Raw genomic sequence first — 13,055 nt, 5'->3', positions numbered from 1 at the left:
CACATTCCCCCACCTTTCTCCACTTGTTTTTACTTTCTCCTTCCAAGTAAAAATTCCCTTCTTTTCTTCTTAAGTTTATTTAGCCAAATTATTCAAAGAAACGTGCATTTCCCTCGAATGCACTCAGACTAAGACGCAGTCCCACTATTACTGTCGAAGCCCCACCTGACAAGTGCCCGGGAAACAGAAAAAAAGACAGGCTTTAGCACCTGTCTTTTTTTTACTTTTATTCTCTCCGTCAAGATTGGTAAGTGGCAACCCTATTAAAAAATGATTAGTCCGCCACTATTCCCCAAAACGGTTTCTAAATGAAAATCAATTTATGCTGATTATTGAACCGGTATTCCAGTTTCATCATATCCCGAACGAACTCTGGCCCATATTGATTCAAGTAATAAAACACGTTCCAAATCCGCTCCTGAGGTGATTCAAGAGGGTACAGTGAATTTGCTATCCGTTCATATTTCTTCAATATGACCGAATGCCGTTCCTTTGTACGGTCATCGATTTTGCCATACATGAAATTCAATTGTTTTTGGATGAATTCGATGTTTTTGTTCAACATCGGCTCAAGTCCTCTATCTAAAGAGACAGCGTGGACAAATAGCTTTTCATGGTTCTCTTCAAGCTGTGATTTCAGCGTCCCAAACAGATTGTCAATCGTCTCATCCTTCACGGAATCAAGGTAACTTTTCACTGCATTAGCGGTTCCTTCAGTCAGAACAGTTTCCAAACTGAGTTCCATTTCTTCAAGATCGCTATGGATACTGCGCTCCACCAGCGTGATGTTTAACCTAGGGATGATTGGCGGCATCTTCATGGAAAACAACTCAAATACCTTTTTTAATTCGGCCCAATAAGCTATTTCCCCTGGCCCTGAAACGAAAGCCAATACAGGGAAAAGCATTTCCTGCATAAGCGGGCGTGTAATGACATTATTGCTTAATCGTTCTGGATGGTTTTTGGCTATCTGCAAGAGTTCCAGCTCGGTAAATGATACCTCACCGTTTTTTCCGCTGAAACCGCCTTCTACACGCTCGAGTAAACATCGATCTTTTTTTTCTGGATCATAATAAAATAAATTAGCAGCATGTTTATCCATTTCAATCATTTTCGCATACCCTTTCGCATGCATGAATGATTGCTGGTCCTCGACCATTTCAGCAATCCGTCCACTTTCATTGACCATCGATTCAAAGTATGCCTTCTCAATTCGCCTTAATTCCGGATCTCCGGCATCGACTAGTAAAAGGCCATATTCTTTGAACCATTCATGAATCAGCCTGGCGAAGAAGTCGACGAAGGTATTCGATTGCTTAATGGTTTCCTTCATATCAATCAGGAGTTTATTCGTAAAGGCCGTTTCTCCATATGTTTCAATGATTTCCTCAAGCCACTTCTCTGCCTTTTCCGTTTCCAGCTCCACGTCAGAAACCATTGTTTTATACGGTTGATAGGAAGGGTAGGTTTTTTTATCGGGTTTACCGTTTTTCATGACATAAACATGATTGACTTCAGCTAAATCATGATCTTCTCCAGCTATCCAAAAAACAGGAATGACTGGCTGCCCCAATTCTTTTTCCTGTTCTTCCGCAAGCTTAATGATCGAAATCACTTTATGAATGGTATACAGCGGCCCTGATAATAACCCAGCCTGCTGTCCTCCAATCACAACCACGGAATCATCCCTGCGCAACCTTTCAATATTCCCCTTAACTGCCTCACTGAATGAAAGACGAGACATGTATTGTTGTATGTAATCCGACAATTCATCACGTGAAAAAGAGCGGTTCATCAATTCACTATATCTATTGAGATAAATGTCAGGCTTTGCTAAGTCATAGTGAAAATAATCCTCCGTTTCAAGACGGTTTTGTAAATAGTCCGATGCAAAACGGTTTAAAGATGGTAACGCGAGATCTTTCATCTCCATTTCTGTTCTCCCTTTCTCTGCAACTACAATTCTTTTTAGAGTATAACATTCCGGTTTAAGAAAACAAAAGAAGTTGCCCAGCAGCAGAAAATTGATGCGATGTTCTATGTTATGTAGTCAATATCTTCGTAATACTTGTAATTATACCGATGGAAAATAATAGAAGGTAAGCCACGAAAAAGAAGGCGAAGTTCACTCTCCAAAAACCCTTTAATACCTTATGGAATATGATTTCTTCTTTTACCTTGTAATGGACAAGGACCACCAAGAATGCATTAAGAATCATGATGAGCATGATCACCCAAAGAATTTGCTTATCCCAAATCGTAATGATCAAATAATGGACGGACAATACGAATAGCAACGTACTCATGTCCATTGCAAATTGAACGGAGCGCCTATGGTTCCCAGTGAATTGTTTGGCACTAATAAAAAAAAGTATATACCCTGCGAAAGGCAAGGTAATAAATATCGCGGCAAGGTTTGAAACTACGTACGGCACATCCTCATCCCCCCTGAGACTCTTTTCCTTTGACCATTTTATATAGAGAAGACGTCAGGCAATGACTTTTCCCTTTGCTCTTTGCCTCCAAGAGGATATGACCCAAAATGGCATCAATTTCCGTTTGACGGCCATTTTCTAAATCTTTTAGCATCGATGATCGATTTTCAGCTGTTGCCATACAAACGGACCTCACATTTTCGAATGACTCATCCTTATTTTGAACTTCCAAAATATCGGAGACTTCTTCAAAAAGGTCTTGAAACATTTGGTAATAAAAGGGGTTAGTGATCAAACCGCCATTTTCCACGCCAAGTATCGCCGTTAATGGATTTATCACTGCATTGACGACAAGCTTATCCATCAGCATCGAGTGAAAATCCTCACTCTTCGTAAAAGGAAAATGATCGATCCTTTCATCCACTAACGATAGTTGCTCAAGTTCCCCTTTAAAGGAAGCGATCCTTGTAATGCCGAGCCCTGTATGCTCGACGGTATTCCCGTCATGTTTCAATGCCCCATGCTCCACTACTCCCACATATATGCTAGGGGATTGAAGCTGCTTTAAATAAGAAATATGCCCATAGCCATTCTGCAAGAATAGCAACGGAACCTGAATACCTTTGATTCTAGGCAGTATTTGCGGCAGGTGATATTGCTTGACGGCCAATATTAGAAGATCTACATCCGATATCCCTTCATCCAGACCCATAGAAATGATGCCTGTCTGCAGCCGGCTTTCACCATCCGCAATAAGACGGATTCCATCACGTTGGATGATGGACGCCTGATCCGCAGTATGGGTATAAAGAGCCACACTATGTTTTTCACTTAAATGAGACGCAAACAGCAGCCCGATGGCCCCTCCCCCAATGATTCCAATTCTCATAATACCCTTCCTTACTTTTTGAAATATATTTACTATTTTATCACATTATCTTTTTTATCCTGCATCAATTTCACATCAACAACTTTGGAAACGCCGTCAACCTGATTGCATGGAGTTTACCCGCCAACAACAAGGCTCGTCATAAAATATCAATGGAAAGAATTATTAATACGCCATTGAAGATATATTCTCTTCTTTAAGCGTTAATTTAATGGTATATTAGATACGAAAAGCTTAGCCATTTTATAGACTTTATAGGAACAAAAGATAACTCCAATCTCTACCCACGAAATATTGGAGGGAAAAGGGCGGGGGATAAAAGGCTATAAGCATTTAATCAGCTAGGATAAATCGATGATGTCATACTAGATATAACCTAAGCTGGAATTCCACATTGTAAAGATCAGTGGGATGACTTTCAATGGGTACTATCGGAAGAGGTTTATCAGAATTAAGGGGGAGCTTTTTTATGGAATACAAGGTTGAACGATTACTTGTAAATTTTAAAACGCTTGAGGAATTCAAAAAATTCAAAGAATACGGGATACAGGAACTGTCCATGCTCGATGATTTAGAGGCTAACATCATTGAAAATGACAGCCAATCACCTTTTTACGGAATCTTTTATGGCGACAAACTTGTAGCCCGCATGAGCCTGTATAAAAGAAGCGCTAAATTTGACCGGTATTTTGACAATTCTAGGGACTTCCTTGTTCTCTGGAAACTTGAAGTCCTGCCTAACTATCAGAAAAAAGGTTATGGAAGAGCCTTGGTTGAATTCGCCAAAAGCCTGAACATGCCTATCAAAACCAACCCAAGAGTTCATTCACAAGACTTTTGGAAAAAGATGGGCTTTTCTGCCGTTTCCTATGATTTGGACAGGGACCTTGGAGAAAACCCGCTGATTTGGAGCCCATTTGACATACAAGATAAAAAAGAAATAGATACGCAGGAATAAGGAATACCAAGAAAAATGCGGGCGGATTTTCCCACCCGCATTTTTCATTTATTGACCCTTTCCAAATTGCCATTCTTATCCATTTGAAAACTCACCTTCGGATTCGTCTTTTCGTCCTCTTGTACACTAAGCTTTCTTGCACGCTCCATGATCTGCATTAACGCACGATAATCTTCCTCAACAGCTTTCAGGTTTTCTTTAAGCAAAGCATTCTCTTCCAGCAATCGGACATTTTCCTGTTCAAGAATTAGGTACCGCTCTGAAATCCGTTCTTTTTCCTTATTATCAAGCTGAAAGAATTCATCCATTTTGGTTAAATATAATATAACTTCCTGAAGGGTAATAGATTCTTTCTCTTCAAGCCGGGGGGACTTTTCTTCAATCGTGACATTTTCTACCGTCGCAACCGAATCCCTTTCCATTTCAGGATTATTGACCACCTGTTCTTTCCTTTGTTTTTTCGCCAGCTCTATCCCTGATTTATATTGCTTCCTTACAAATGAGTTCCAACGGAACCCACAAGCAGCAGATGTCCTCGATAGCTGTTTCCCCACTTCTTCAAACGCCTTTAATTGTGTACTGCCTTCTCGTATATGCCTCAGCACCACTTCAGCCAACAACAGATCCTCATCATGAGTCCATGCATCTTGTCTCGCAATCGTCATCTCTCTACCTCCTAAGCAAGTTTTAATTCATAATATGCACATGCTAGGAAAGATAGAAGATATATAGAGCGTGTAATATTTATTTTTTCTTATTTAAAAAACGATCGACTGCAGCATGATGCTCATCACTCGCCCACAGTTTAGAACATTCCCGGATTTCCGCATCCATTCTTCCTTTAAGCCCGCTACCCTGCCATTTATGGACCAGCAATCGCTTATAGGCCATCAATACCCCTGTCTCATGGCGAAGGAAATCTTCTGCGAATCTTTCCCATCCATCCGCACCTTCTCCGACTATCTCATCTACGAAACCCAATTCCTTTGCTTCCTCAGCTTTATGTATTTTTGCATCCAATAATAGCTTTAGCGCTTTTTGCCCTGATATTTTTTCAAGTAAAAGTGAAGCCCCGCCCCAGCCTGTCGTTATTCCCAGAGTACCTTGTACAAACCCCAGCTTAACTTCCCTCTTTGCTATTCTGAAATCACAAGCTGTCGCAATTTCGCACCCACCGCCTAAAGCACTTCCATTGATGAGCGCTATTGTTGGTTTTGGGAAAACTGCTAGTTTATACAGAATTTCACCCATTTTCGATAACATAGCAAAGGCCTCTTCTTCTGTGCGCAAATCCTGAAATTCCTTTAGATCCCCGCCTGAACAGAATGCCTCGGAGCCCGCCCCTGTCAGGACCAGCAACTTAACTTCAGCATCGCCTGCAGCTTCTGACAATATCGACTCGAGTTCGTCCATCAATTGATAATTCACGGCATTCCTTTTCTCCGGTCTATTAAACAGGAGCTTCATGAAACCGCGTTCATCTTTTTCAACATTAATTACTTGATCCACGTTAACACCTTCTCCGAAACCATCGGCAAACATAGATGATTCAAAATATTCTGCCAAATATATTTGTAAAAAAAGCACAGAGAAAAATCCCTGCGCTTTGATTAGCGTGTTGCATCAAGAAAGCATAGCTCTCAAGTAGGTCAAGAAATTATTTTGCGACAACTTCTTTTCCTTTATATGTTCCACATTCTTTACAAACGTGATGTGAAAGAGTCATTCCACCACAGCTCGGGCATTCTACCATACCAGGTACTTGAAGCTTGAAGTGTGTACGACGTTTTCTTTTTACAGTTTTCGACGTTCTTCTAAAAGGTACAGCCATTATTCCCACCTCCTTAAAAAATATAAAAAAGCTGGAAAAATCGGATTAACGATTTTTCGTTCCAATCAAGATTCTTTATTGTTGTCAAAAAAGTCGGCAAGCTTTGCAAATCTCGGATCAACCTTATGCTCATTTTCCTCTTCAGAAATAACAGCCCAGTCTTTCCCGGATTGAGGAGCAGCTTCATTCGAATCGACATCCTCACAAAAAACCTGCATCGGAATTTCTAGCAATAAATTTTCTTTAATTACCGGTATTAAGTCTACAACGTCACCTTCCACAACAGTGACATCGTCTCCGTAGAAATCGGCGCCATCTGCCTTTAAAAGAAAGGTTTCCTTTGTATCAATATCAATCGGATATTTAACGTCTACCAGTGTACGGGAGCAAGGTAATGTTAATTCACCTGAAAGATGCAAGTGAAAAGTAATCTCGGTCGAGCTGATATCAGCTCTTCCTGCTACTCTGATCGGAGAAACATCGCGAATTTGCGGGTCTCTTTCTCTAATGTCCAAGACATCCACCAGTTCATCAAACCGTAAATCTTTGTCCCGAATTTTTTGAAGTTGACTAATCGTCCATTTCAATTGAAATCACCTCAAGGCAACAAAAATAATTATAGCTTTCAATTATAAGTTTGTCAATATTTTTTCTTTACACTATAATGTAGTCATCCTAACTGATTGTCTAGGTTTAAGAAACATTACAAACAAAAAAATCCGGACGATTACTTATAGTAATTTTACTTGAAATACTATTTTAGCACTAAGTTGATAAAATACAAAGTTTTTCTCTGAGGTGATCGAATGAAAGCTTGCGGTTTAGTAGTCGAATATAACCCTTTTCATAATGGACATGTTTTACATGCAAGAGAAAGTAGAGAAAAAACAGGGGCAGATGTTGTGGTCGCTGTCATGAGCGGGCCCTTTTTACAGCGTGGCGAGCCCGCTATCGTCAGCAAGTGGACCCGTGCTGAAATGGCCTTGAATGGCGGCATAGATCTTGTCATTGAACTTCCCTATGCTTTCGCGACACAGAAGGCGGAGATATTTGCAAAAGGATCTATTTCCCTTTTGGAATCCCTTGGCTGTGACTCCTTTTGCTTCGGAAGCGAAGATGGCCGAATTGAACCATTCATCACCGCCCACAGAATTCTTTCGGATAATTCCGCTGCATTCGATGCTGCAATTAAATCGGCTATGGATGCCGGTAATAGTTATCCGGCCAGTGCTGCCCAGGCTTATCGATCGATCATCAATGATGATGCGGCATTGGATTTGACGAAGCCAAATAATATTCTTGGAAAGGAGTATGTAAGTGCTGCCCTATCAAATGGCTACTACATTCGCCCTTATACGATTCAAAGGGTCGCTGCCGGATACCATGAAACAAAATTGTCCAAAGACCCTATTGCCAGCGCAACGGGGATACGTAAAGCCATCCATGAACACAGGGAATTAAATTCTGTTTCCAGTTATATTCCTCAGCCGACAATGAATGGTCTTGAGCAATATTTAACGCGCTACCATGCCTTGCATGACTGGGAAATGTATTGGCCCCTGTTGAAATACCGAATCCTTTCTTCCTCTTTAAACGAATTGGCAGGAATATACGAAATCGAGGAAGGCATAGAACACCGAATAAAGGAGATGGCCAAACAATCTTCGAGCTTTTCTGGATTCATGGCAGATTTGAAGACAAAACGCTACACATGGACACGACTACAGCGGATGTGCGTCCACATATTGACCCATACATTAAAGGAACAGATGATTCACAATGATCAACCAGCCTATATAAGACTTCTTGGCATGAATGGCCGGGGACAAGAATATCTTCGCACTGTCAAAAAAGGCTTACCCCTCCCGCTCATCTCTAAACTTTCGTCCTATCAGAAGCAGGACATCGATACGGACTTACGAGCGGCACAGGTGTATGCACTCGGCTTGTCCGAACCGTATCAGGCTGCCTTGATGAAACGGGAATTTGAATCTCCCATCATTTTCAAATGAAGAATGGTTTAAGCTTGGCCCGTCCATCTTTAAGAGTAAAAATCCAATCATCAAAAAAGCGCAAACAGTAGATGACTGCCTGCGCTTTTTTTCATTTTTCCTTTCCTTTCAGCTTCGCTAAATAGGCTATTGCATCATCAAAGTTGTCAACCGGTACGATCTTCATGTCCGTGTCGATATCCTTTGCTGCAATGAGTGCATCTTCATAATTCGAACCTGCTGCTCCGTTTTCATTTGGGGCAAAGAATATTTCCGCTCCAGATTTATCGGCTGCAACTATTTTCTGTTGAATTCCGCCAATTGGACCGACTGTCCCATCATCAGACATCGTTCCTGTACCCGCTATGTCATAGCCACTTGTAAGATCGCCTTTTGTTAATTGATTATAAATCTCCAATGAAAACATTAAACCAGCTGAAGGACCGCCTATTTGTTCTGAATCTATGGCAATCGCCGGTATTGTGGTCACTTTTCGATTGTCATCCAGCGAAATGCCTATTCCGACCCTATTTGGGTCATTTTTAAAAGGCTGCAATGAAAGAACGGCCGTTTTCTCCGTCTCTTCCCGCTTATACACTATTTTCACTTCATCTCCAGCCTTTTTTCCGTTAATGTAGTCCATGAATTCCTGTGCAGACTTGAATTTAACGTCATCGACCTGAATGATTTGATCGCCCGCTTTCAGCTCTTTAGCTGCAGGCATTCCTTTTAGCACGTCCAAAACATATACACCCAGGTACTCGTAATCCACTTCTTTCCCTGCTTTTTCATATGCGATCTGAATGGCATTATTTTTAGAACCATCCATTAAGTGCAGCTGCCTGATATTATATTCTTCATCCGTTTCATCTTCGCTTCGAATGGAGGTTTCCGGATAAAGCTCCTGATATTTGCTCCATTTCGCCAGCATGTAGGAATATATATTCGCCCGGCCCATCCTTACAGTGGTTAACATAAAGCTTCCTTTTGCTTCATCTCCTCCGGATACCTCAATGATTGGCTCCAATTCTTTAGCCATTCCTGGTTTTGATACATAAAAAGGTAGGGAATAAAGGGCTGATGCTATGAGAAGTATAGCCACCACCAGGAAAGTGCGTACATACATTTTACGGCTCATCTTCAAAGGACTCCTTCCAAGTAACAATGCTCTGCTTAATTTGATCTATCTTTCCTCTTGCAGCTTCTTCTCCAATACTAATTATTTCCTGAACGTTTGTAAATGATTTAGAGCTGTATTTCTCAACCCTGGGGCGTATCATGACGTCTGAAGCAAACTCCCTGCTTTTAACCAGTTCCATTTGCAGGATATCGAGGCTTTGCATGATGACATCATAGATGGAGTTTATCTCCATATCCTGTTTCACGTGGGCTACATCCACACCAATTATGATGTCTGCTCCCATATCCTTCACGACTGAAACAGGAACCCTGTCAACAACGCCGCCATCAACAAGCAGTCTGTTTCCGATTTTTTCGGGAATGAAAATGCCAGGAATGGAAATGCTTGCCCTTACAGCGGGTGCGATGGGACCTTCCTGAAAAATGACTTTTTCCCCCGTTTTTATATCAGTGGCTACCACCGCCACAGGAATATCAAGTTCTTCAAATTTCTTGCCATATGTAAATACCCTGATTAAATCCTTTGTTCGTTTACCCGAAATGAAGCCCATTTTAGGTATGGTGAAGTCTAAATAATACTTTCGCTTAAATGCACGGGACAACTTATACAGCCTCTCGATATCCGAACCCGCTCCATAAAAGGCTGCAACCATAGCTCCCATGCTGCTTCCAGCAATCATATCTATCGGAATGCCTTCTTGCTGTAATACCTTTATCACGCCAATATGTGCAAACCCCCTAGCTCCTCCTGATCCAAGTGCAAGCCCGACTTTTGGTTTCGACAAAGATATCCCTCCCGCTATAACTAGTTCAAAATATTGAAATAACACTCATTCAAAGTTATGGTCTTAAACGGATTTATAGAAGCATATTATTTATATTGACAGTGAAACAAGCATGGCAGATATAAACTATGCCAGCCAATAAAGTGCAGGGTTTCATTGAAATTCCACCGTGAGGCTCATCCTCATTTATAATGTCGGAACAATCCACATTTCATCATGCGCTTACTTTTCGAGAAAAGGAAGTTCATATTTTATTATATACGAAACGAACTGCCCTTATTTAGTAACCTTCAAGAGGAGGCTGAATTTTGCTAAAATCAAAATCTAAAACAGTACTGTTAGCTACCTCCGTCACGATGATGGCAGTTGGCTTGATCATCTTCCCCCAAGAATCCTTTGAAGCTTCCAAAGGCGGACTCAATATTTGGTGGACAATTGTGTTCCCTTCGCTTCTACCTTTCTTGATTTTCTCGGAGTTATTAATCAGTTTTGGGGTTGTCAGGTTCATTGGCGTCATGCTCGAACCATTTATGCGCCCTTTATTCCGTGTACCAGGAGTGGGCGGTTTCGTTTGGGCGATGGGACTTGCATCAGGATTTCCAGCTGGAGCGAAATACACTGTGAGGCTTCGTCAGGAAGAACAATTGACCCGCATTGAAGCTGAAAGACTCGTTTGTTTTACTAATTCATCTAATCCATTGTTCCTGTTCGTTGCCGTTGCCGTCGGGTTTTTCCACAATCCTCATTTAGGGATCATCCTTGCACTTTCCCACTACCTAGGAAATTTTTGTGTAGGCATCATCATGCGTTTTTACCGTTGGAAAGAAGAAAAATCCCATACTAAAGTAATGACCAAGCTCCCCTCCATAAGACAAGCTTTTAGCCAAATGCATCGAACCAGAATAAAAGAAACAAGACCATTTGGCAGTTTACTCGGAGATGCGGTACTCTCATCCATCCAAACCCTATTAATGATCGGGGGGTTCATCATTCTCTTTTCGGTGGTGAACAAGCTTTTATTTCATATGAACATTACCGGATTGCTAGCATCGTGGGTCGGAGGAATTTTACATATTTTTAATTTCCCGGATTCCTTAAGCCTCCCCTTCATATCAGGCATGTTTGAAATGACCCTTGGTTCAAAATTAACCAGTACGGTCGAAGATGCGACACTCTTTCAGCAAACTGTGATGACAAGTTTCATCTTAGCTTTCAACGGTTTCAGCATTCAAGCGCAAGTTGCCAGCATCATTGCCGCAACAGACATTCGTTTCACTCCCTTTTTTCTGGCTAGGATAGCACATGGCCTTCTGGCATCCATTATTACAATCTTGCTTTGGGAACCATTCTATAAAGGCAATATGTACAGCGGCAGCCCGTTAAACGCATTCCCAGTCAGCGGATCCGGTGAACACGCGAATTCCCTATATCAGAACATGCTTGATTTCGGCCCCATTCTAACACTCTTGTTTTTGATCCTATATATCATCATATTTACCAAAAGGCTATTCAAAGGCCTTTCTTAAAACCGAAAAAAAGAGCATTGCGCGTAGGCAATGCTCTTTTTTTCTATCCTTTCAGTTCCTTGTACTTTTTGGCCAGGGCTTTCTGGACGACGCTTGGCACTAGTTCGGAGATATCCCCGCCATACTTCGCTACCTCTTTCACGATACTCGAACTCAAGAAAGAATATTGATTTTTCGTCATGATAAAGAATGACTCTATTTTATTGTTTAGGAATCGGTTCATCGAAGTTCCCTGCATTTCATATTCAAAGTCGGAAGTCGCCCTCAATCCCCTGATAATGGCATTCGCGGAAACGCTTTCAGCATAGTCGACCGTCAATCCCTGATAGAAATCCACCTTAACATTCGGCATATGGGCAGTCGCCTCAGTAATCAATTCCAGTCTCTCCTCCACTGTAAAAAGTGAATTTTTCGCTGAATTGTTCACGATGACCACATATACCTCATCAAAAACATTCGCTCCCCTTTGAATGATATCAAGATGACCAAATGTTATTGGATCAAAACTCCCCGGACAAATCGCTATTTTGGACATTCATAGTTCCCCCTGTTCGTGTACGTTTCCCCATTGATAAATCGTAACGGCAATGACGCCATAAACTTCTTTTCTCTTAACGGTAAAGTCACCAACTTTTTCTGGCAATGTAACATCATGGCCATGCTCACAAACAATGTATCCCATATCGTTCAGCAATCGGTATTTATGTATTTCTTCAAGAATCTCGACTAGCTTTTGTTTCTTATAAGGTGGATCAAGAAAAATCAATTCAAAAGTCATTTCCCTTTTCACCAAAGCCTTCAGTGCACGCTCTGAATCATTTTTATAAACTTCTGCACGGTCTGAAAACTTGCATAGTTCCAAATTGGCCTTAACCGTTTGATTTGCTTTAAAATCCCGGTCGACAAATATGGCTTTATCCATGCCTCTGCTTAACGCTTCAATTCCCAGTCCACCGCTCCCGGCAAACAAGTCGAGGACCAGCCCTCCTTCGAAATAAGGACCAATCATATTGAAAATGGATTCCTTGACTTTATCAGTAGTCGGCCGGGTTCCTGTACCCGGTACAGCCTTAAGTGGTCTTCCTTTGCAAATTCCGGAAACGACCCTCATAATCCTCACCACATTTTATGACAAATTTCTGTTACTTTCCTATCCTAACATATTAGAAAAAGCTAGCCAATATTTAAACCCATTTGGCTTCATTTCCAAGATGAAAATCAACGTATCATTTCGGTCCATGGATTCTTTTTATAAATCTTTTACATTTTGAATAATAAAGTGGTTTTTGGCAATAATGTGAATAACAACATTCCTTTTTAGGTGTTGTTGCCAACCGCGGAGAAGGCTTACGTTTCCCCATAAGCTCTTCCTCCGGTTTCTCCTCTCCCTTTGCCTTCTGGTCCTTAGTTAGACATAGAAGGACCCTGCATATTTTTGCAGGGCTTTTTTTATTGTTAAATCTCTGATATCTAAGTGTCTTTGTCATGCTTCGTCAATGA

At 41.2% G+C, this 13,055-nt stretch carries 14 protein-coding genes; 3 read left to right on the top strand and 11 right to left on the bottom strand.

Features of this window, described 5'->3' with window-relative positions:
- Positions 1-304: 304 nt before the first annotated feature.
- From bshC to ABOA58_RS08370, 3 genes are all read right to left on the bottom strand, one after another.
- On the bottom strand, positions 305-1,933 hold the full coding sequence (gene bshC, locus ABOA58_RS08380) for a bacillithiol biosynthesis cysteine-adding enzyme BshC (protein ID WP_350301947.1): 1,629 nt from the start codon (positions 1,931-1,933) through the stop codon (positions 305-307).
- A gap of 109 nt (positions 1,934-2,042) precedes the next feature.
- Complete coding sequence (locus ABOA58_RS08375; RefSeq protein ID WP_350301946.1) at positions 2,043-2,435, bottom strand: DUF3397 domain-containing protein; 393 nt, start codon at positions 2,433-2,435, stop codon at positions 2,043-2,045.
- A 4-nt stretch (positions 2,436-2,439) separates the two neighbouring features.
- On the bottom strand, positions 2,440-3,324 hold the full coding sequence (locus ABOA58_RS08370) for a 2-dehydropantoate 2-reductase (RefSeq protein WP_350301945.1): 885 nt from the start codon (positions 3,322-3,324) through the stop codon (positions 2,440-2,442).
- A gap of 469 nt (positions 3,325-3,793) precedes the next feature.
- Here ABOA58_RS08370 and ABOA58_RS08365 point away from each other — a divergent pair, with 469 nt between their 5' ends.
- The gene (locus ABOA58_RS08365; RefSeq protein WP_101224571.1) at positions 3,794-4,282 is read left to right on the top strand and encodes an N-acetyltransferase; all 489 of its coding nucleotides are present in this window, start codon (positions 3,794-3,796) and stop codon (positions 4,280-4,282) included.
- Between the two features lie 44 nt (positions 4,283-4,326).
- On the opposite strand, the gene ABOA58_RS08360 is transcribed toward ABOA58_RS08365, so the two are convergent.
- From ABOA58_RS08360 to ABOA58_RS08345, 4 genes are all read right to left on the bottom strand, one after another.
- Positions 4,327-4,947 carry an RsfA family transcriptional regulator gene (locus tag ABOA58_RS08360; protein ID WP_350301944.1) on the bottom strand — a complete coding sequence of 207 codons (621 nt, stop codon included), beginning with the start codon at positions 4,945-4,947 and terminating at the stop codon, positions 4,327-4,329.
- Positions 4,948-5,026: 79 nt separating this feature from the next.
- Positions 5,027-5,791, bottom strand: a complete 765-nt coding sequence (locus ABOA58_RS08355) for an enoyl-CoA hydratase/isomerase family protein (RefSeq protein ID WP_350301943.1) — start codon at positions 5,789-5,791, stop codon at positions 5,027-5,029.
- 148 nt (positions 5,792-5,939) lie between these two features.
- Positions 5,940-6,113 carry a 50S ribosomal protein L32 gene (gene rpmF, locus ABOA58_RS08350; protein WP_034313929.1) on the bottom strand — a complete coding sequence of 58 codons (174 nt, stop codon included), beginning with the start codon at positions 6,111-6,113 and terminating at the stop codon, positions 5,940-5,942.
- Positions 6,114-6,178: 65 nt separating this feature from the next.
- Complete coding sequence (locus ABOA58_RS08345; RefSeq protein ID WP_098371093.1) at positions 6,179-6,700, bottom strand: YceD family protein; 522 nt, start codon at positions 6,698-6,700, stop codon at positions 6,179-6,181.
- A gap of 219 nt (positions 6,701-6,919) precedes the next feature.
- Here ABOA58_RS08345 and ABOA58_RS08340 point away from each other — a divergent pair, with 219 nt between their 5' ends.
- Entirely contained in the window at positions 6,920-8,125 is a 1,206-nt protein-coding gene (locus ABOA58_RS08340; RefSeq protein WP_350301942.1) for a nucleotidyltransferase, read from the top strand.
- A 91-nt stretch (positions 8,126-8,216) separates the two neighbouring features.
- On the opposite strand, the gene ABOA58_RS08335 is transcribed toward ABOA58_RS08340, so the two are convergent.
- Positions 8,217-9,242: a SepM family pheromone-processing serine protease gene (locus ABOA58_RS08335; protein ID WP_350301941.1), complete on the bottom strand. Its 1,026-nt coding sequence runs from the start codon at positions 9,240-9,242 to the stop codon at positions 8,217-8,219.
- Positions 9,232-10,029: a patatin-like phospholipase family protein gene (locus ABOA58_RS08330; protein ID WP_137018809.1), complete on the bottom strand. Its 798-nt coding sequence runs from the start codon at positions 10,027-10,029 to the stop codon at positions 9,232-9,234. Before ABOA58_RS08330 ends, ABOA58_RS08335 begins: the two co-directional genes overlap by 11 nt.
- Positions 10,030-10,337: 308 nt before the next feature.
- Between ABOA58_RS08330 and ylbJ the strand changes: the two genes are divergently transcribed.
- Positions 10,338-11,555, top strand: a complete 1,218-nt coding sequence (ylbJ, locus tag ABOA58_RS08325) for a sporulation integral membrane protein YlbJ (protein WP_350301940.1) — start codon at positions 10,338-10,340, stop codon at positions 11,553-11,555.
- 43 nt (positions 11,556-11,598) lie between these two features.
- Here the strand turns inward: ylbJ and coaD are convergent, their stop codons facing one another.
- Positions 11,599-12,090: a pantetheine-phosphate adenylyltransferase gene (gene coaD, locus ABOA58_RS08320; protein ID WP_350301939.1), complete on the bottom strand. Its 492-nt coding sequence runs from the start codon at positions 12,088-12,090 to the stop codon at positions 11,599-11,601.
- Positions 12,091-12,666 carry a 16S rRNA (guanine(966)-N(2))-methyltransferase RsmD gene (gene rsmD / locus ABOA58_RS08315; protein WP_034313946.1) on the bottom strand — a complete coding sequence of 192 codons (576 nt, stop codon included), beginning with the start codon at positions 12,664-12,666 and terminating at the stop codon, positions 12,091-12,093.
- Positions 12,667-13,055 lie beyond the last annotated feature (389 nt).

This window comes from Peribacillus frigoritolerans (assembly GCF_040250305.1).
Classification (GTDB): domain Bacteria; phylum Bacillota; class Bacilli; order Bacillales; family DSM-1321; genus Peribacillus.
Note: the sequence above shows the minus strand (reverse complement) of the source record. Positions and strands in the feature narration are given on the sequence as shown.